Origin of the sequence: Flavobacterium sp. 245, from assembly GCF_004362055.1 — a bacterium.
GTDB lineage: Bacteria > Bacteroidota > Bacteroidia > Flavobacteriales > Flavobacteriaceae > Flavobacterium.
Window position 1 is genome coordinate 25,807 of sequence record NZ_SNXB01000004.1, and the last position, 19,837, is coordinate 45,643.

Genomic DNA, 19,837 nt, shown 5'->3' on the forward strand with positions numbered 1-19,837 from the left:
AAACAAGGCTGTAAAACACGAATATTGGTTAATTTTGCACCAAATTATTTTGCGATGAATAAATGTGACCAATGTATTGTACGCCAGTTGTCGTCTTTAAAAGCCCTTAATAAAGAGGAAGTTGTAAAATTAGCGAACAGTAAAACTAGTTATACTATTAAAAAAGGTGAAGCTATTTTTGAAGAAGGAGAAGTTACAAATGGTGTATTTTGTATAAAAGATGGAGTTGGGAAATTATCAAAGTTAAGCGCTAACGGAAAAGACCAAATAGTTAAATTAGTTAAATCGGGTGAATTATTAGGACAACGCTCTATGATCAGCAATGAACCTGCTAATTTATCTGCAAAAGCAATCGCCGATATGGAAGTTTGTTTTATTCCGAAATCTGAAATTATCCATTTCTTTAATAACAACAATCAATTTTCACTTAATTTAATGCAGTCAATTTGTGAAGATTTGAAAGAATCTGAAAACGATAAAATTGCGTTAGTTCAAAAAACTGTAAAACAGCGTTTAGCCGAAACTCTATTACAGCTTCACAATGAATTTGGAGAAAATCCAGACAAAACTCTACAAGTGCAACTTACAAGAGAAGAACTTGCAGGAATAATTGGAACCGCAACTGAAAGCTGTATTCGACTTTTATCTGACTTTAATAAATTAGAACTGATTGAGCTTGTTGGAAAAAAAATTATGCTGAAAAATATCAGAGCATTAAAAAAAATGGCTGAATAATTAGAGCTTTTTAGCTTCGTTCCAAAAAACATCCATTTCTGCCAACGTCATTTCTGCTAAAGGTTTTCCTAATTCACCAGCTTTGCTCTCTAAATACTGAAAACGCTTAATAAATTTTTTATTAGTGCGCTCTAAGGCATCTTCTGGATTTACATTTAAAAATCGGGCGTAGTTGATCATTGAGAATAAAACATCGCCAAATTCGGCTTCAATTTTATCCTGATCACCAGTTTTTACTTCAACTTGAAGCTCTTCTAATTCTTCTTGTACTTTATCCCAAACCTGGTGCGGTTCTTCCCAATCAAAACCAACACCTTTTACTTTATCCTGAATTCGGCTCGCTTTTACTAAAGCAGGAAGGCTTCTTGGCACACCTTCTAAAACAGATTTCTTGCCTTCTTTGAGTTTAAGTTTTTCCCAGTTCTGTTTTACTTCTTCTTCATCTTTTACAACAGTATCGCTGTAAATATGAGGATGACGATGAATTAACTTATCGCAAATTTCATTACAGACATCAGCCATATCAAAATCATTGGTTTCTGAACCAATTTTGGCATAAAAAACAATATGCAATAACAAATCACCAAGTTCTTTTTTTACTTCGTTTAAATCATTGTCTAAAATTGCATCTCCAAGTTCATAAGTTTCTTCGATTGTTAAATGGCGCAAAGTCTGAAGCGTTTGTTTTTTATCCCACGGACACTGTTCGCGAAGTTCATCCATGATAATTAATAATCTCTCGAAGGCTTTCAACTGAAGTTCTTTGCTCATTTTTTATTTTTTTTTAATGGTAACCGAATACTGTAAAAGTAAAAAATCCTGTCAAGAAAACATCTCAACAGGATTAATATATTTCAAAGAAGGAATCTCTATTCTTCCTTTTTTGCTTTTGCTTTTTTAGCTGGTGCTTTTTTAGCTGGCGCTTTTTCTTCAACTGCAGGAACTTCTTCAGCTGTTTCTGCTGGTGCAGGAGCTAAATCAGTAACTAAACCTTTTGCTTGAAGTGTGTTGTACCAGTTTAATACTTTTTTAATATCAGATGGATAAACTCTTTCTTCATCATATTCTGGCAAAATTTCTTTAAAATATGCACTTAACGTAGCATTATCTTCTTTATGTGAAATAGCTTGACCTTTATTTTCTTTAGCAGCAATTTTTTGCATTACTTCAGTTAATGGTTTTTCGCCTTCGTATGTATAAATTGAGATTTCTGACAATAAACTTACATTGCTTTTTAAGTTTACTGTGATTTTTTTTCCGTCTGTTAATGATTCTGCCACAAAACCTGTACGAGTTTGCACTTTTAGTACATATAAACCTGGTTTCCCTGAAATGGCTAAAATTTTGTCTAAATTCATGTTGTATTAATATTAGTATTAAGAATTTTATTGTATTTTTTGTCTTCTTCAGAACAATTATCTTCCTTTTTTAGCAGCAGCAAATTTCATTCTGTATTCTTGAAAAGTCTTGCCTTCTGTAATATTTTTTAATTTCTTTTGAATCAAACGCTTTTTCAATGAAGATATTTTATCTGTAAACAAAACTCCTTCGATATGATCGTATTCATGCTGAATAACTCTTGCAATTAATCCGTCAAAAACTTCTGTTTTCATTACAAAATCCTCTTCACAGTATTCAATTGTCACGGTTGGTTTTCTATAAACATCTTCGCGAACATCAGGAATACTTAAACAGCCTTCGTTAAAGCTCCACTCTTCTCCTTCTTCCTTAACGATTTTAGCATTGATAAAAGTTTTTTTAAATCCTTTTAATTCTTTAGCCTCGTCAGATCCTAAATCATCATCTTCACTAAAAGGAGTTGTATCAATAACAAACAAACGAATTGCCATACCTACTTGCGGAGCAGCAAGCCCAACACCGTAAGCATTATACATGGTTTCATACATGTTTGCTATTGTTTCTTTTAGGTTTGGATATTCTGGCGTAATTGCCACACCTACTTTTCTTAAAACAGGATCCCCATATCCTACAATTGGTAAAATCATTTGTATTAATTTATTGCATTATCTACTGTAAAACTGAATTTTAGTTTCCCATAATTCAGCTGGCAAAAATAGTAAAAAATAGTCTACTAATAATTCTAAACATTATATTATATCTTATTTTTTGCCCGTATGTTAAAATCTCATCCATAATTATGCCAAATTAATTCGTACAATTCTTACCTTTGTTAGTAAACCTCTATATATGTTTGATCGCATCTCGAAATTCACGAACAGTACTTCTTTTTTAAATGCCTCAAAAGTAACCATTGCTTCTGTAGTTCCTGTGTTGATTTTAAACTTCCTAGGCCATTTTGAAATTGGATTTACCATCGCACTTGGAGCTTTTTATACTTATCCCAGCGATATTCCGAGTTCGTTGAGTCATAAGATAAAAGGACTTATTGTAGCTTCCTTTATTGTTTCGGGAGTTAATTTGCTGGTTAATCTTACTTATCCATATCCGTTTTTGTTTTATCCTTTCTTAGGATTTTTATTGTTTTTGTGTTCCATGATTTCTGTTTACGGACAACGTGCAACCTTAGTATCTTTTTCAGCTTTATTGTCTATTTCATTATCATTCGGGCATTTACATCAGGGCTGGGAAGCTTTTGAATATGCTGGTTTTATTTTTATTGGAGGAATTTTATACCTAATCGTATCGCTTGTTTTTCATTTGATACAGCCTTATAAATATGTAGAACTCGAAATTGCTGAAGGAATAAAACTTACGGCTAAATACCTGAAATTAAGAGGTGATTTATGGAATCCAGAAGCAAATAGAGATGCTATTATCGAAAAGCAGTTAGCTGTTCAGGTTGAACTGAATTTGATTCATGAAGATTTAAGAAAAATGCTTATCGGAAATCAGAATACATCTGGTACAACAGCTCAAAACCGTAAAATGCTATTGGTTTTTATTACTTTGGTCGAAATTCAGGAACTTGCCTTATACACGTCATTTGACCACAGCAAACTTCATGAAAAATTTGCCAAACATCCAGAAGTGCTTCGGACATATCAAAATGTAGCTTATAAGTTGGCTTCGACGTTAAAAAAACTTTCTAAGAATGTACATCATATTGCAGTTTACGTTGATAAAAATGATTTAAAAAACGAATTAGACGCTCTTGAATTTGCCATTTTTGATTATGAAAAAAGCTTAGGCAAGGAAGAAGCTTCAGAAGGCGTTTTAATGCTGACAAATATGCTGAAATATGCAAGAAACCAAGTCGGAAAAATTAAAATCATTCAGCGTGCTTTCTCACTTGCAATGCAATCATATAAACTAAAAGATAAAGATAAGGAACTTGAAAAATTCCTGACACCACAATACTATCCTTTACGAACCTTAACGGAAAACTTGAGCTTTTCTTCTTCAATTTTCAGACATTCCTTAAGATTGACGATTACAATTTTAATTGGTTTTTTGATTGGAAAAATCCTTCCATTCCAAAATGTTTATTGGATTTTATTAACTATTGTCGTTATTATGCGTCCGGGTTACGGACTGACAAAAGAACGCTCTTACAATAGAATTTTCGGAACCATTTTAGGAGGATTATTTGCTTTCGGAATCGTGTCTGTTATTCAAAATCATATTGCACTGAGCATATTTTCAATTGTCTGTATGCTTTTGGGAATTTCTTTTACACAAATCAATTACAAGATAAGTGCTACGTTTGTGACAATGTACGTTGTTTTTATCTACGGAATTTTAACTCCAAATGTTGTCGAAGTAATTCAGTTCAGGATTTTAGATTCGCTTGCAGGAGCCATATTAGCCTTTTTAGCCAATCAGTTTTTATGGCCAGCTTGGGAGTTTATCAATACGCCGATTCATATTGAAAATTCGATTCGGGCAAACCGAAATTATCTTAAAGAAATTGCCGATTTTTATAATAAAAAAGGAGAAATTCCAACTTCATACCGTTTGGCCAGAAAAAATGCTTTTGTCGAAATTGGCAATTTAATGACCTCGTTTCAGCGCATGATGCAGGAACCAAAATCAAAACAAAAAACATTGCCATTGGTAAATAAATTAGTTGTGCTTAATCACTCCATTTTATCTGCTTTGGCTTCATTGTCGACTTATATTCAGTCACATCAGACAACATCGGCATCAGATTCTTTTAATTATATTATCAAAACGATTTTATCAAATTTAGATCATTCCATTTCTATTTTAAAAAATGAAACAATTATTAACGATACTTTTTTTGATAAAGAAGATGTAACCCTGCAGTTTGAGGAACTAAAACGTAAAAACTTTACGCGACTGGCAGAAGATGATGAACTTGACAAAGAAACTCGCCAAGCTAAAATGCAGGAAGCTCAATTGGTTATTGAACAATTAATCTGGATGAGCAACCTTGCCGAAAAGATTTTAAAGATTACGAAAGAATTAAAAGCAGCAAATCCAGATTGATTCATCTGGATTTGTTGCTTTTTTATATATAAAACTTGAATTTTAGTTTAATTTCAAAACTTCAGAAGTCTCTTTTCTAAGTTTAGTCAAAAGCTCTGGTTTGTCATTTAGTGTTTGACCATAAGAAGGAATCATTTCTTTTAATTTTGCTTCCCACTCTGGTGTTTTGATTTGATTTGTAAAACATCTGCTTACAAGATCAATCATAATCGCTACAGCCGTTGATGCTCCAGGAGATGCACCTAAAAGAACCGCAAGAGTTCCATCGTGCGTATTGATTACTTCAGTACCAAATTCCAATACACCACCTTCTTTCTCATCTTTTTTAATAACCTGTACACGCTGTCCCGCTTTCTCAAGCTTCCAGTCTTTTGAACGTGCAGAAGGCAAATATTCGCGAAGTGCTTTCATTCGGTCTTTTGGAGACTGACGCACCTGCTCGATTAAATACTTTGTCAACGGAATATTGTGATATCCAGCAGCCAACATCGGAATTAAGTTATTTGATTTTATAGATAACGGCAAATCTAAATAAGAGCCATTTTTCAAGAAACGAGTTGAAAAACCTGCAAATGGTCCAAAAAGCAATGCTTTTTCGCCATCAATTACGCGGGTATCAATATGAGGTACAGACATTGGAGGCGCTCCAACACTTGCTTTACCATACACTTTTGCTTGATGTTTTGCAATAACTTCTGGGTTTGTACATTTTAACCATTGTCCGCTTACTGGAAATCCTCCATAACCTTTTCCTTCAGGAACGTTAGCTTTTTCCAATAATGGCAATGAACCACCACCAGCTCCAATAAATACAAAACTAGTATATGCTTTTCTTTTTTGTCCTGTAGAAAGGTCTGTTATTTTAATTCTCCATGATTTATCCTCACGTTGTTTTAATTTTTTAACCTCGTGATTAAAATACAATTTTACGCCGTCTAATTTTTCAAGATAATTAAACATACTTCTGGTCAAAGCACCAAAATTAACATCGGTACCAATTTCCATGTGCGTTGCCGCTAATGCTTCGTTATTCTCTCTGCCTTCCATTACTAATGGCATCCATTCTTTCAACTGATTAAAATCAGTGCTGAATTCCATTTCAGAGAAAATTGGGTTGCTTTGTAATGCCGCAAATCTTTTTTTAAGATATTCAACATTTTTATCACCCCATACAAAACTCATATGAGGAACACTTTTTATAAAATTTTCTGGAGACGGTACTTTCTTTTCTTTTACCAAATAAGACCAAAACTGGCGTGAAATCTCAAATGATTCTGCTATACTGATTGCTTTTTTAGGATCAATACTTCCATCTGCCTTTTCTGGTGTATAATTTAGTTCACAAAAAGCAGAGTGTCCCGTTCCTGCATTATTCCATGCATCAGAACTTTCTGCCGCAGCAACATCTAGTCTTTCGTAAATTTCAATTTTAATATCCGGTTGCAGCTCTTTCAAAATTAATCCAAGAGTTGCACTCATAATTCCAGCTCCAATAAGTACTACTTCACTATTAGAACGTATTGTATTGTCAGGCATAACAGTATTTGTTTTTAAAAATGCAAAGGTACTTTTTTCAATCGCAAAAAAAAACTAAAATCTGCATGATAAAAGTTAGGAAATCATATTTTTTTCTAAATAAAGTGAAATTTTTAAGCCTGAAACCTAAAAACGGTTAGAAGAAAGATAGTCTTGAAGCATAATCGTTGCAGAAATTTCATCGATCAATCCTTTGTTTTGACGCTGTTTCTTGCTCAATCCGCTATCGATCATCGTCTGAAAAGCCATTTTTGAGGTAAAACGCTCATCAACACGAACCACTTTCATAGCAGGAAAAATATTTGAAAAATGAGTTACAAAACCTTTTATTATTGAAGCACTTTCTGAAGGAAGTCCGTTCATTTGTTTTGGCTCGCCAATTAAAACCGCTTCGACTTTCTCTTTTGCAAAATAATCTTTTAAAAAATCAATTACAGTATTAGTCGGGATTGTAGTTAAGCCTGATGCAATAATCTGCATTTCATCTGTAACTGCAATTCCAGTGCGTTTTTGTCCGTAGTCTATGGAAAGTATTCTTGGCATTTTATAATTTTTACCAAAGATAACTATTTATTTTTTTTGATTTTCAATGTTACTAAAAACACCATTTTTAGAATACTCTAAAAACCAAATAAAAAATCCGCTTTAAAAAACTTCAAAGCGGATTCTTCCAAAATATTCAAAACCTAAAAATTCAATTTACCTATTAAATAGTCTTCTAAAAAAACCTCTTTCCTCCCCCTCTTCTTCTTCCACTGTCTGCTGTTCGTATTGCAGAAATTTAGACTGCGATTTTTCATGTTCAAGAATTAACTCCTTAATATACTCAACGTAAGATCTTTTTTTCTCTTCCAGAAATCCAATTAAATATTTTTCGCTAAACTCGACACCGCTTGCTGCTTCAATCTGCAAAAGCTTTTTATACAAAGGTTCAATATGAAGCGAAACCACTTCATGCGGGACAGATTGTCGTCTTCCAAAATAATTGACAATCACGCCATTTTCATCTTTTGCAATTTCAAAATCGGTAATAACCCAATAATATCTTCCGGATTTTGCTAAATTTTTCACGATTGCATGAAAATTTTTTCCTTGTTTGAGATTTTCCCAAAGCACTTTAAAAATGACTTTTGGCATATCTGGATGCCGAATTATATTATGTGGTTGTCCCATCAATTCATAGTCTTCATAACCCGAAACATCGACAAACACTTCATTGGCATATTCAATAACACCAAAGGCATTTGTTTTACTCATAATAACTTGCGTTTTATCCCAAGTAACCTCTTTGTCAATTACTGTAACTTTATTCTGGAGCTGATTTTCCTGATTCATGATCTACTACTTATATATTTGTTTTGGAATGGTATTTTATTAATTCTATTCTGCTTTTTCAGAATTAACGATGCGAAAGTAGTCCGAAGAAAAAAGGCAAAATCTGATTTTTGTCATATTTTGATATAAAAAAAACTTTTCGTGGCTTGCATTCAAATAAAAACAGGAATCAAATTTTTTAATTTATCAAATTAAAAACAAAATGTTACAAATATAACATTTTCAAAAAGGTTTTACTTTTCCGTTTTTACACAAATACATTATCTTTGCCAAAAATTAAAACTTATGAATTCTTTACAGACAATAATTGAACAAGCTTGGGAAAACAGAGCTTTATTACAAGAAACTGCTACAACTGATGCTATCAGAGAAGTTATCGAACTAGTAGATGCAGGAAAATTACGTGTTGCTGAACCGGTTGGAGAAGGCTGGCAAGTAAACGAATGGGTAAAGAAAGCTGTTGTAATGTATTTCCCAATTCAAAAAATGGAAACATGGGAATCTGGTATTTTTGAATACCACGACAAAATGTTGCTAAAAAGAAATTATGCTGAAAAAGGAATTCGTGTAGTACCAAACGCAGTTGCACGTTACGGAGCTTATATTTCTAGCGGTGTTATCTTAATGCCAAGTTATGTAAATATTGGTGCTTATGTTGACGAAGGAACTATGGTTGACACTTGGGCAACTGTTGGAAGCTGTGCACAAATTGGTAAAAATGTACACTTAAGCGGTGGTGTTGGAATTGGCGGTGTTTTAGAGCCATTGCAAGCAGCTCCAGTAATTATTGAAGATGGTGCGTTTATTGGCTCTAGATGTATTGTTGTAGAGGGTGTTCACGTTGGTAAAGAAGCTGTTCTTGGTGCTAACGTTTGTTTGACTGCTTCTACAAAAATTATTGACGTTACTGGCGATGAACCAGTTGAAATGAAAGGTTTTGTTCCTGCACGTTCAGTTGTAATTCCAGGAAGTTACACTAAGAAATTTGCTGCTGGAGAATTCCAAGTTCCATGTGCCTTGATTATTGGTACTCGTAAACCATCTACAGATTTAAAGACTTCATTAAATAATGCTCTTCGCGAATACGACGTTGCGGTATAGTATTTAAAGACAAATAATTCAAAAAATCCAAATTCCGATCTTAATCAATTGGAATTTGGATTTTTTTTGCTTCAATTTGTAACCCACAAAAAAGATTTTGTTTTTCTATATGAAGATACTTGTAATACAGCAAAAAATGATTGGAGACGTTTTGGTCAGTAGCATAATATGCAATAATCTGCGTACTGCTTATCCAGAGGCTCAAATAGATTATTTGGTTTATACCTCTACAACTCCGGTTTTAGAAGGAAATTCAAGTATCGATAATATCATTCTATTTGAAGAAAAACATCGAAAAAGCAAAAAAGAACTTTTAAAACTTGGCTTACAGCTCCGAAACGAAAAATACGACCTTTTAATTGACGCTTACTCAAAATTAGAAAGCTGGATTCTGGTTTTATTGAGCAATGCGAAAAGAAAGATTTCTTATAAAAAACCAGGCAGAAACTTTTTATATACAGATAATGTTCCGTTTGAACCTTTTCCGAAAACAAATTTAGGATTAGCAATTGAAAGACGTTTATCCTTATTAGAACCTTTGGATTTAAAAATTAAAACAGATCCAATTCCTAAGTTGTTTGTTTCTGAAAAAGAAAACCAGGAAGCTATTGCTCTTTTTGAAAAACATGATGTTCGAAAAGACAGAAAAACAGTAATGATCAGTTTATTGGGCAGTGAAACTTTAAAAACATATCCTTTAGAATTCATGTCTAAAGTAGTTGATTATATTGCTGATCATGCCAATGTAAATATTCTTTTTAATTATTTTCCGAAGCAAATAGAAGAAGCAAAAATTGTTTTTAATGCCTGCAAACCTTCTACTCAGGAAAAGATTTATTTTGATTTATTAGGTGGTGACCTTCGTTCATTTATTGGATTAGTTAATCATTGTGATTTGATTATTGGAAATGACGGTGGCGCAATCAATATGGCGAAAGCACTAGAAAAACCATCTTTTATTATTTTTTCTCCTTGGATCGAAAAGAAAATATGGGCCACTTTTGAAGATGGAATCCATCATCTTTCAGTACATTTAAAAGATTACCGACCTGAATTGTTTGAGCAAAAAACAGAGAAAATGCTCAAAAAAGAAGCTCTATCTTTATATCAGGAATTTAAACCTGATTTTTTTAAAGACAAAATTGAATTGTTTTTAAATCAAAATCTAAGCGTTGCAACAAAATGATTTTGCAGGAAAAACAACTTTTATCGGCTTTGGTTATTACCCAAAATGAAGAACAGAATATTAAAACAGTTCTTGATCATTTGGCTTTCGCCGATGAAATTATCATCGTTGATTCTTTCAGTTCCGATAAAACTTTTGAAATTGCTTCCAGCTTCAAAAATGTCAAAATTATACAGCGCATTTTTGACAATTTTGCTTCACAGCGCAATTATGCTTTAAGTCTTGCGTCGCATTCATGGATCCTTTTTGTAGATGCAGATGAACGATTGACATCAGAACTTCAAAAAGAAATCAGTTGTGTAATCAATCAAAAAAATAGCGCAGCTGCTTATTTTGTTCATCGAAATTTTATGTTTGAAGACAAAAAATTACGTTTCAGCGGCTGGCAGACTGATAAAATCATTCGTCTTTTCAGGAAAGAAAACGCTTTTTACAATCATGAAAAAATTGTTCATGAAAAGCTTATTATAACTGGAAAAACAGACACGCTAAAACATAAACTCATTCATTATTCGTATTCAAATTTTGAGGATTACAAACAAAAAATGATTTTTTACGGACAATTAAAAGCACAGGAGGAGTTTTTAAAAAACACCAGACCAAACTTTTTTCATTTTTATATTCGTCCTGCTTATCAGTTTTTAAACCAATATTTATTGAGACTCGGATTTTTAGACGGTAAAAAAGGCATTATTATTTGCTATTTAAACGCGCTTAGTGTTGCAGTACGCTTTCAGGAATTAAAAAAACTTCATTCTGAAAATTAAGATTTCCAGAATTTAAGTTTCTTTTTAAGCCTTTTCTTTCTCGCAAATTCTTCTTGAAAATCAGAAGTAGCCTGCCACATTTTTTCGAAAATTTCAGCTTCGCTTTTTTCAGTATAAAACTTTGCATATTCGTTGCTCATAACCGCGATCATTTCCTTCTTTGGCGTCAAACGGCTAAAGTTGTTCATACGTTGTTCAAAACTCATGTTTTCGTGAAAATTCATTCGGTTTAAATCCACCAAAAAGAAATCATATAAACTTTCTGAAGTTTTTTTAATTAAAGTATTTCCTGGCGAATGATCTAAAAACTCTACTCCTTTTTCATGAAGATCAAAAGTAAATTTGGTAAACTGTCTTAAGATATTATCATTGTCTGGATATTCGGGAATTTCAACTAATTCTCTATAAGTCAATTCGGTTATTAAATGCTCACTTGCATAATAACTGTCCTTTAGACCTAAAAAATTAAAATTTTCTAGAAATGCAATTGGCTCAGGCGTACCAATATTCTTTTCTAATAAAATAGTAGCATATTCAAATGAACGTCTGGCTTTTGATTTTCTGAAATATTTATAAGCAATCTTATTTACGATATTCGGAATTTTGAATGATTTGATGTTAATCGTTTTTCCATTCAATTCAAACAATTTAATTTTATTTCGGTCTCCATTTCCAAAAAGTTCTCCCGAAGTGTGGAAATTTTGAATAAGAGAAAGAATATCTTTTGAGCTTTTTACTACTCCAGAAAATTTAAATTTTGCAGTCATACAATATTTATGAATTTATTACTTTTTTATATGCTTCAGCAGTTTTTCTAGCAATCACTGGAGCAATAAAACCTTCGTTTATAGCAACCTTGCCTTTTTCAATAAAATTTTCCTGCAAATTTTTATCATTCAAAAGCTGTTCTATATTATCTCCCAAACTTTTAAAATCTTTAATTGGAGAAATAAAACCGTTTACGCCATCAGTGATAACTTCAGGAACAATACCTACATTAGTTGAAACAACGGGAGCACCAATTAACATCGCTTCTAAAACCGAAGTTGGGCCACCCTCTCTTTGAGACGTCATTAAAAAAACATCAAATTGTTTGTTTAAACCAGATGCATCTTCAATTGTGTTGGTAAAAATAACATAATCCTGAAGATTTTTTTCCGCCACAAGTTTTAAATATTCATCCGTGCGTTTTGAATAATTTCCAATCTGGAAAAAAACAAGATTTTTTTTATTCAGCCCATTTACTAAATAATCGGCTGTATTTATTAAAGTTTCTAAATCTTTTGCGGTTGTATGATTTGCAATATTTCCAATTATAAATTTGCCTTCAGCAACCTTATATTTTTCTCTTAAATCAACATTTGGCTTTTTATTTAAAATCTCCAACGGAACGCAATCTGGAACAACCGTTAATTTAGATTTGTTTGAAGGTGAAAGAACTTGTGCGAAATTTTCTTTAACTGCATTTGAAACACAAAAAACAGCATCAATCGCTTTTGAATTATATTTAAATTTACTGATAAAACTGCTGCTTGCGCTGATTGCTTTTTTCGAAAAAACAACTTTCACATTCAATTTTAAAAACAAATTACTTAAAACGTAAAATGTCAATGAATTACTGGTATGAAGATGAATCAAATCTGGGTGGACTGTTTTTACCAATTCCTTAAATTGCTTATAATTTGAAAACTTCACAAGTTTTCTGTCTTGAGCCGGGATGAAAGAAATATTGTTTTCTAAACAAAGTTTTTCGAGTACAGTATCTTTTATTCCAAAAACAACATTTTCAACTTCTAATTTATTCAATTCAGGAATACAATAAACTAATTGCTGTTCGTTTCCTCCCCAGGCTTTTGCCCCAGAAATGTGCAGTATTTTCATATTTTTGTAATATTTCTTAGATATGCAAATATAAGGTTGTAATTATAAAAATAAAGATAAAAAGATCAATTAAGAATCTCTGCAAATCGGAATTATTATCTTTGCATTTCAAATAGCATTAAAATTTTACAATGAACGAAGAAATAATTAAAGCTTACGAAGTCATTAAAGAAGGCGGTATCATTTTGTATCCAACTGATACTGTTTGGGGAATTGGCTGCGACGCTACTAATCCTGAAGCTGTTGCAAAAATCTACAAATTGAAACAACGTGCTGAGACACAAAGTATGATTGTGCTGATGAATGGGGAAAAAATGATGTATAATGTTTTTAAAAATATCCCCGAAGTAGCTTGGCAAATTTTAGATTTATCTGAAAAACCAACCACTTTAATTCTTGATGAACCAAGAAATGTGGCTCCAAATATTATTGCAGCAGATAATTCTCTTGGAATTCGTGTAGTAAAAGAGCCGTTTTGCTTCAAATTATTGGAGCGAATGAAAAAACCTTTAGTTTCAACTTCTGCCAATATTTCTGGCCAACCGACTCCAATTGCATTTAAAGATATTAGTCCCGAAATTGTAAATGGTGTTGATTATGTCGTAAACTTATATCACGATAAAGTTGCCGGAAAACCATCAACTATTATAAAATTGACAAACGATTCGCAGGTAAAGGTGATACGTAAATAGTTTTTTTTTTGTTTCAGGTTTCAGGTTTCAAGTTTCAAGTTCTGCTCGAAACCTGAAACTTGAAACTTGAAACCTGAAACTTTTAAACAGCTTTAAGACTCTCAATCAGCCAATCGATATCTTCTTTAGTATTATAGTGACTAAATGAAATTCGGAGATTTGGTAATTTTAAATCGGTTTCCGAAAGCATTTCTTTTAAAACATGTGATGGCTTAATGCTTCCTGACTGACATGCGCTTCCTCTTGAAACCGCAATTCCTTTCATATCCAAACTAAACAGCAACATCGAAGTTTTATCTGAAGAAAAAGGTAGAATAATGTTGATAATATTATAAAAATCATCTCTTTTTCCGTTGATTCTGAAGCCCGGAAAATGAGTTTCTAATTGATTAATAAGATACCTTTTTAAGTCTGAAATGTATTTTCTTTCTTCTTCTAAATTTTCATAAGATAAAGATAATGCCTTCGACATTCCGGCAATTTGATGAACAGCTTCGGTTCCCGCACGTAGGCCTTTTTCTTGCTCTCCTCCAAAAATTAAAGGCTGCAATCCAGAATTTTTTCGAACAAATGCAAATCCGACTCCTTTTGGTCCATGAAATTTATGTGCGCTTGCTACTATAAAATCGACTGGTATTTTTTGCAGGTCGATTTCTGTCTTCCCAACCGATTGCACGGTATCTGAATGAAATAAAGCATTATATTGCTTGCAAATTACACCAACTCGCTCAAGATCTAAAATTGTTCCCGTTTCGTTGTTTACATGCATTAAACTAACAATAGTCTTTTTATCTTCTGATAATAAATTAGACAAATGCGTTAAATCGATGCTTCCATCTGGATTTACCTTTACATAATCAACTTGGATACCATAATCAGATTCCAAAGCCAAAACAGCGTATAAAACAGCGTGATGTTCAATTCTTGAAGTAATAATTCGCTTTACGCCAAGATCTTCAACAGCAGATCGCAGAATCCAGTTATCTGCTTCAGTACCACCAGAAGTAAAAATAATTTCCTGAGCCGAACAGTTTAAATGTTTAGCAATACTTTTTCTGGAAAGTTCTAAAATAGTTTTGCCATTTCGTCCAAAACTATGTGTAGAAGACGGATTACCAAAATCTTCTGTCATCACTTTTGTCATTTCCTGAATTACTTCAGGACGCATGGCCGTTGTAGAGGCGTTATCGAGATATACTTTTTTCATTACTGCAAAGTTATAAAATATCAATTGTCCAATCTTCAATATCATTTGCCAAATTTTTCACTATTTTTGACCCAAATAAAATTACGATGAAAAAATATGCAAGCCTTCTATTATTTGCCCTGTTATTAAACGGCTGCGATGATGGTGATTTGACTGTAGAAACTATTGATTTTAAAGATGTCGTTGCGACAAGCTGTGATCCTACAACTAATACGTTGATTTATAAACTTAAACCTCAGGAAACATTATTATTGCAAATGCCTGAAGGCAAACTTGCAACTCAGCCTGACACTTTAGTTTACGATATTGATGATAAGACTTTTCGTTTTTTCTACCGAGCTTACGATGGCGCTGTTGCAGTATCAAATGTATGTGATGCGATTCCTCCAGCGACACCAAACATTAATCAGGAATGGCGCGCACTTGCAGGTAAACTTCAAATTGTAACCAAAGCGAATTATAAAGATCCGGCTCCAGCTGATGGACATACAGAGATTGTGGGATATAATCACAATATTACTTTGGTAAATGCAACATTTTCAAAACCAGGTCCTGTTCTAGTTAATGATGAATATGTTTTTGGAGATTTTAAAACGACGGTTGATCCTGTCGTCGTAGCTTTTACAGATGAAGTTGCAAAATACTGTGATGTTCAATTAAAAGTTTACAATAATAATTTATCAAACGCTTTGGTAATAGAAAACTTAGACAAAAATTTAATTGTAAATGAAGATACTCCAGCGGGACAACCAAGAAAAAGTTTAATCAATTTGCCTACAAGTAATCCGGCTGTTACTTCAAATAATGTTTATTATAGAATATATTCAAGTAATTTACCTGAGCTGCCTAAACAAAATTATTTCTGTGTAGATGCAACTCCATCAACTCCATCAGTAAAAGATACTTGGGTAGGTGTTGCAGGCGTTGAAAATGTAAGTGGAATTATAGAAATTACTACAAGCCATACTCTTAAAGTTTATAAACATAAAGTGTATATAAGAAACGCAACAATGAAAAAAGGAAACAGTACTTTTAAACTTGCAACCGAATTTTACTTAGGAGAAGTAACAACAATAGCTCCATAATACAACATCATAATTTGCTATAAAAAGCACTTTTAAATTCTTACAAAAAAACATCCATTTTTCAAGCTGATTTTCTAACAGAATCAGAACGAAAAATGGATGTTTTTTTATGCTTTTAAAACAGCGTTTTTTAGGATAAAAAAAGTTTTATTTATTGTTTTGCCTAAAATAAACTTCGGTTGCTCCAAGGCCGTATTTTTGATAATTGGCATCTTGAAAATCTAAACCGTCATAACGACCTAGTAAGAAATCAAGTTCGGCTTTTAAAATTCCTTCGCCGACTCCATGAATAAAAACAATTTTAGGAATCCTGTTTTTAATCGCAAATTCAATATGTCTTTTTGCCGTTTCTGTCTGTAGAGTCAAAATATCATAATTCGACATGCCACGTTTATTTGGAACCAATTTTTCAATGTGCAAATCAAATTCAGGAGCCGATATTTCGCGTTTATCTTTCTTTTCTTTGACAAAACTTCTTGCTTTTGGCTCTGTTTTCTCTTTTGAAATTTCATCTAAATCAATTCTTTTAATAGAATTCATTAAATTACTGGTTTCCTGAATCTTAATTAATTCATTGACAAAAAATGTCATCATAAAACCATCCTCAGTTTCAATCAAAACCTCGTTATTTTTCACCGAAACTACTATTCCGTTTATGGCTTCATCTAAAACCGAAACCTTATCTCCTTTAGTCAGCATCCTCTTCGTCTTTATCTTGATTTTTACTTGGCGTTTTTGCACTCAGCTGCATCATTCCGTACATGAAAACTACAATTGCAGCGATCATGATATAGATATTTTTTTCTTCAGAAACTTGCTCATAAAGCGCTACTCCAATTGCAAGAATCATTATTAAAATTTTAAAAGCTTTCATTTTTATTTTGTTATAAGATTTCAAAAGTATAAAACTTTAAAATAGCAGTTGGATTCTCTTGAATTGATATCGAATATTTTTTTGTAAAATTGCAAAAAACATTCCCTTGAATTTAGAGATTTACATGGTCCCTTGCCTATTCAAATGGCTCTTTGGTTTTGACTGTCTCGGCTGTGGTTTTCAGCGTGGTTTATTCTTACTTTTTCAAGGCGAGTTTTTAGCCGCTTTTAAAATGTATCCAGCGCTTTATTCTACTCTTTTATTTTTCGGATTTTGTGTTTTGTGTTTTTTCGACAAATCAAAAAAACACAAAAAACTCATTTGGAATTTAGCGTTTTTAAATCTGATTTTTGTCGTTTTTGGTTATTACCTCAAACACTTTTACTTTTGATTTTTGTAAGAATTATTTTTTGATCTGATGCAAAATATCATTCATCATTTCGATTTGAACTTTTTGAATTTCGATCAATTCCTGCTGCTGATGCATAATCAAATGATCGATTTTATCATGAATCATTCTGATCTCTAATTCTGATTTCAAGTTAATCATATAATCTTTTTTAGCACGGTTTCTGTCTTTTTCTTCCTGACGATTCTGGCTCATCATAATTACCGGCGCCTGCAATGCAGCAATACACGATAAAATCAAATTAAGCAGAATAAACGGATACGGATCAAAACCTTTATTCACCAAAATCAAAACATTTGCACTAATCCAAATAACAATAAAAAGAACAAACGATATAATAAAAGTCCAGCTTCCGCCAAAATCTGCTACTTTATCAGCTATTTTTTGTCCAAAACTTCGTGTTTCATCTTCATCTTCAACAATACTTACAATAGATTTATCTTCTTTTAATGACGAAATAACGCTTTTTTCAAGATCTGAAAGCATCCCAATTTCACTTGATAAATAATTTGAAATATACTTTTGGCGGTAATCATTCAGTTCCTGAACCGAAATACAATCCTCATCACAAAACGAAGGATAATCTTTTATAATTAAACTCAGAATAGGATCGTGAATTGATTTTCCAGAGATTTTCTGACCGTCTGGCAATTCAAGACCAGAAATAGCGCTTTTAAAAGTTGAGTTGTTTTTCATTTTTAGAAATTTTACTGGCTAATTTACGCATTTAAGTTTTTAAGATACATCCTAAATAAGTGTATTTAGCAATCATTTAATTATCACAAATAGCACTGCCAATACAAAATTTCTTTAGTTAATTCCTGCCCTTATTTACAAAAAACGCCTTACTTTTAACGTTTGAAAATATCCAATCAATTTTACCATTGTGACAAAAGACACTATCATACAAAATATCAAAGCTTTAAAAAGCCATTCAAACATAAATTACGGAATCAAAACTAAAACAGAAGATTTTACCGAGAAGCTTTTTTACACTCTTTTTGATTCGAATGCTGCTTTAGACCAAAGTATAGACGATCTCGAAGTACGCTTTAAAGAGATTGCAGTTCTGGCATGTCAAAAACCAGAAAACTTATGCGAATCGATTTGGGACAGATTTTTAGAAAAACTTCCTGGAGTTTTAGAAAAATTAAATGAAGACGCTGCTTATATTTTAGAAAATGACCCAGCCTCAAACAGTATTGATGAAGTTTATCTGGCTTATCCTGGATTTTATGCTATTGCTATTTATCGATTAAGCCACGAATTATATTTACTTGATTTATTATTATTTTCAAGATTGATGAGTGAATATGCGCACCGAATTACCGGAACAGATATTCACGCAGGAGCTAAAATTGCATCTCCGTTTTTTATTGATCACGCAACGGGAATCGTTATTGGCGAAACTACAGTTATTGAAAAGCATGTAAAAATATATCAAGGTGTTACGCTTGGCGCTTTGAGCGTAAGCAAAGAAATGAAAAACGCAAAACGTCATCCAACTGTAGAAAAAAATGTCTGCATTTATGCCAATGCAACCATTTTAGGCGGAGAAACTACTATTGGAAAAAACAGCATTGTGGGCGGAAATGCCTGGATTACAAAATCTGTTCCCGCAGATTCTATCGTTTTGAATACCACTACAACAGAAGTTAAAATAAAAGAAAAGAAATAAAATGAGTCCACAGAAATTGGTTAACCTAATTGGAAATACTCCATTGATGGAAACTGTCAATTTGGTTAAAAATAAAAACGTAAAACTTTTACTGAAACTTGAAGGAAATAATCCTGGTGGAAGCGTAAAAGACAGAGCGGCATATAATATGATTGCAGCAGCTTTAGAAAGAGGCGAAATAAAAAAAGGCGATAAATTGATTGAAGCAACCAGTGGTAATACCGGAATTGCTCTGGCGATGATTGCGCAGTTGTTTCAAATTGAAATCGAATTGGTTTTGCCGGAAGATTCGACCAAAGAGCGAACTCAGACAATGCGTGCATATGGCGCTACGGTGATTTTAACGCCTGCTGAGGAAGGAATTATTGGCTCTAGAGATTATGCCGATAAAAAAGTCGCAGAAGGCGGTTATATTATGCTAAATCAATTTGCAAATGATGACAACTGGAAAGCGCATTATAAAACAACAGGTCCAGAAATATGGAACGATACCGAAGGAACTGTAACTCATTTTGTCTCGGCAATGGGAACAACAGGAACAATCATTGGAACTTCGACTTACTTAAAAGAAAAAAATCCAGCAATACAAATCATCGGCGCACAGCCAAGTGACGGATCTCAGATTCCAGGAATTCGTAAATGGCCACAGGAATATCTGCCAAAAATATTTGATGCCTCAAAAGTTGATACTGTTATTGATGTCAGTGAAGATGAAGCGAGAGCAATGACAAAACGTCTAGCACTCGAAGAAGGTGTCTTTGCAGGAATGAGCAGTGGCGGCTCTGTTGCTGTTGCGCTAAAAATAGCCGAAAAATTAGAATCTGGAGTCGTGGTTGCTGTTATATGCGATCGAGGCGACCGTTATTTGTCTTCAGATTTGTTTGACTAAAAAAAAGACACTGAGGTTCTAAGATGCTAAG

General features: G+C 32.9%; 22 protein-coding genes. 10 read left to right on the top strand and 12 right to left on the bottom strand.

Going from position 1 to position 19,837, the window contains the following annotated elements; all coding sequences use genetic code 11:
* Window positions 1-54: 54 nt before the first annotated feature.
* Window positions 55-735, top strand: coding sequence for a Crp/Fnr family transcriptional regulator (locus EV145_RS08885; RefSeq protein ID WP_133524867.1), 681 nt, complete (start codon window positions 55-57; stop codon window positions 733-735).
* Here EV145_RS08885 and mazG read toward each other — a convergent pair whose 3' ends face one another.
* The 3 genes from mazG to def all read right to left on the bottom strand — a co-directional run bounded on the left by mazG (window position 736) and on the right by def (window position 2,741).
* A complete protein-coding gene (gene mazG, locus EV145_RS08890) occupies window positions 736-1,506 on the bottom strand; it encodes a nucleoside triphosphate pyrophosphohydrolase (RefSeq protein ID WP_133524868.1) in 771 nt (256 codons plus the stop codon).
* Window positions 1,507-1,604: 98 nt separating this feature from the next.
* Window positions 1,605-2,093 carry a DUF5606 domain-containing protein gene (locus EV145_RS08895; protein WP_133524869.1) on the bottom strand — a complete coding sequence of 163 codons (489 nt, stop codon included), beginning with the start codon at window positions 2,091-2,093 and terminating at the stop codon, window positions 1,605-1,607.
* 57 nt (window positions 2,094-2,150) lie between these two features.
* On the bottom strand, window positions 2,151-2,741 hold the full coding sequence (def, locus tag EV145_RS08900; protein ID WP_133524870.1) for a peptide deformylase: 591 nt from the start codon (window positions 2,739-2,741) through the stop codon (window positions 2,151-2,153).
* A 202-nt stretch (window positions 2,742-2,943) separates the two neighbouring features.
* Here def and EV145_RS08905 point away from each other — a divergent pair, with 202 nt between their 5' ends.
* Window positions 2,944-5,166: an FUSC family protein gene (locus EV145_RS08905; protein WP_133524871.1), complete on the top strand. Its 2,223-nt coding sequence runs from the start codon at window positions 2,944-2,946 to the stop codon at window positions 5,164-5,166.
* 42 nt (window positions 5,167-5,208) lie between these two features.
* Here the strand turns inward: EV145_RS08905 and EV145_RS08910 are convergent, their stop codons facing one another.
* From EV145_RS08910 to EV145_RS08920, 3 genes are all read right to left on the bottom strand, one after another.
* Window positions 5,209-6,702: a malate:quinone oxidoreductase gene (locus EV145_RS08910; protein ID WP_133524872.1), complete on the bottom strand. Its 1,494-nt coding sequence runs from the start codon at window positions 6,700-6,702 to the stop codon at window positions 5,209-5,211.
* Window positions 6,703-6,828: 126 nt separating this feature from the next.
* Window positions 6,829-7,245 carry a Holliday junction resolvase RuvX gene (ruvX, locus tag EV145_RS08915; protein ID WP_133524873.1) on the bottom strand — a complete coding sequence of 139 codons (417 nt, stop codon included), beginning with the start codon at window positions 7,243-7,245 and terminating at the stop codon, window positions 6,829-6,831.
* Window positions 7,246-7,401: 156 nt separating this feature from the next.
* Window positions 7,402-8,037 carry a PAS domain-containing protein gene (locus EV145_RS08920; RefSeq protein ID WP_133524874.1) on the bottom strand — a complete coding sequence of 212 codons (636 nt, stop codon included), beginning with the start codon at window positions 8,035-8,037 and terminating at the stop codon, window positions 7,402-7,404.
* Between the two features lie 285 nt (window positions 8,038-8,322).
* Between EV145_RS08920 and EV145_RS08925 the strand changes: the two genes are divergently transcribed.
* From EV145_RS08925 to EV145_RS08935, 3 genes are all read left to right on the top strand, one after another.
* On the top strand, window positions 8,323-9,138 hold the full coding sequence (locus EV145_RS08925; RefSeq protein WP_026729271.1) for a 2,3,4,5-tetrahydropyridine-2,6-dicarboxylate N-succinyltransferase: 816 nt from the start codon (window positions 8,323-8,325) through the stop codon (window positions 9,136-9,138).
* Between the two features lie 109 nt (window positions 9,139-9,247).
* Entirely contained in the window at window positions 9,248-10,324 is a 1,077-nt protein-coding gene (locus EV145_RS08930; RefSeq protein ID WP_243739236.1) for a glycosyltransferase family 9 protein, read from the top strand.
* Window positions 10,321-11,091, top strand: a complete 771-nt coding sequence (locus EV145_RS08935) for a glycosyltransferase family 2 protein (protein ID WP_133524875.1) — start codon at window positions 10,321-10,323, stop codon at window positions 11,089-11,091. Before EV145_RS08930 ends, EV145_RS08935 begins: the two co-directional genes overlap by 4 nt.
* Here EV145_RS08935 and EV145_RS08940 read toward each other — a convergent pair.
* Both EV145_RS08940 and EV145_RS08945 read right to left on the bottom strand, forming a co-directional pair.
* Window positions 11,088-11,858: a Kdo domain containing protein gene (locus tag EV145_RS08940; protein ID WP_133524876.1), complete on the bottom strand. Its 771-nt coding sequence runs from the start codon at window positions 11,856-11,858 to the stop codon at window positions 11,088-11,090. The two genes, EV145_RS08935 and EV145_RS08940, sit on opposite strands and share 4 nt — an antisense overlap.
* A gap of 7 nt (window positions 11,859-11,865) precedes the next feature.
* Window positions 11,866-12,972 carry a glycosyltransferase family 4 protein gene (locus EV145_RS08945; RefSeq protein ID WP_133524877.1) on the bottom strand — a complete coding sequence of 369 codons (1,107 nt, stop codon included), beginning with the start codon at window positions 12,970-12,972 and terminating at the stop codon, window positions 11,866-11,868.
* A 131-nt stretch (window positions 12,973-13,103) separates the two neighbouring features.
* Here EV145_RS08945 and EV145_RS08950 point away from each other — a divergent pair, with 131 nt between their 5' ends.
* Entirely contained in the window at window positions 13,104-13,664 is a 561-nt protein-coding gene (locus tag EV145_RS08950) for an L-threonylcarbamoyladenylate synthase (protein WP_133524878.1), read from the top strand.
* Between the two features lie 82 nt (window positions 13,665-13,746).
* On the opposite strand, the gene EV145_RS08955 is transcribed toward EV145_RS08950, so the two are convergent.
* Entirely contained in the window at window positions 13,747-14,871 is a 1,125-nt protein-coding gene (locus EV145_RS08955) for a cysteine desulfurase family protein (protein WP_133524879.1), read from the bottom strand.
* An 86-nt stretch (window positions 14,872-14,957) separates the two neighbouring features.
* Between EV145_RS08955 and EV145_RS08960 the strand changes: the two genes are divergently transcribed.
* Complete coding sequence (locus tag EV145_RS08960) at window positions 14,958-15,956, top strand: hypothetical protein (protein WP_133524880.1); 999 nt, start codon at window positions 14,958-14,960, stop codon at window positions 15,954-15,956.
* A gap of 147 nt (window positions 15,957-16,103) precedes the next feature.
* Here EV145_RS08960 and EV145_RS08965 read toward each other — a convergent pair whose 3' ends face one another.
* Together EV145_RS08965 and EV145_RS08970 are read right to left on the bottom strand one after the other, a co-directional pair.
* Window positions 16,104-16,655: a Smr/MutS family protein gene (locus EV145_RS08965; protein WP_133524881.1), complete on the bottom strand. Its 552-nt coding sequence runs from the start codon at window positions 16,653-16,655 to the stop codon at window positions 16,104-16,106.
* Complete coding sequence (locus tag EV145_RS08970) at window positions 16,645-16,830, bottom strand: hypothetical protein (protein WP_133524882.1); 186 nt, start codon at window positions 16,828-16,830, stop codon at window positions 16,645-16,647. Before EV145_RS08970 ends, EV145_RS08965 begins: the two co-directional genes overlap by 11 nt.
* A 124-nt stretch (window positions 16,831-16,954) precedes the next feature.
* Here EV145_RS08970 and EV145_RS08975 point away from each other — a divergent pair, with 124 nt between their 5' ends.
* On the top strand, window positions 16,955-17,221 hold the full coding sequence (locus tag EV145_RS08975) for a DUF2752 domain-containing protein (RefSeq protein ID WP_166638438.1): 267 nt from the start codon (window positions 16,955-16,957) through the stop codon (window positions 17,219-17,221).
* Window positions 17,222-17,233: 12 nt separating this feature from the next.
* Here the strand turns inward: EV145_RS08975 and EV145_RS08980 are convergent, their stop codons facing one another.
* The gene (locus EV145_RS08980) at window positions 17,234-17,935 is read right to left on the bottom strand and encodes a DUF1003 domain-containing protein (RefSeq protein ID WP_133524884.1); all 702 of its coding nucleotides are present in this window, start codon (window positions 17,933-17,935) and stop codon (window positions 17,234-17,236) included.
* A 190-nt stretch (window positions 17,936-18,125) separates the two neighbouring features.
* Between EV145_RS08980 and epsC the strand changes: the two genes are divergently transcribed.
* Together epsC and cysM are read left to right on the top strand one after the other, a co-directional pair.
* On the top strand, window positions 18,126-18,917 hold the full coding sequence (epsC, locus tag EV145_RS08985) for a serine O-acetyltransferase EpsC (RefSeq protein ID WP_133524885.1): 792 nt from the start codon (window positions 18,126-18,128) through the stop codon (window positions 18,915-18,917).
* Between the two features lies 1 nt (window position 18,918).
* Window positions 18,919-19,806: a cysteine synthase CysM gene (gene cysM / locus EV145_RS08990; RefSeq protein WP_133524886.1), complete on the top strand. Its 888-nt coding sequence runs from the start codon at window positions 18,919-18,921 to the stop codon at window positions 19,804-19,806.
* Window positions 19,807-19,837: the final 31 nt, after the last annotated feature.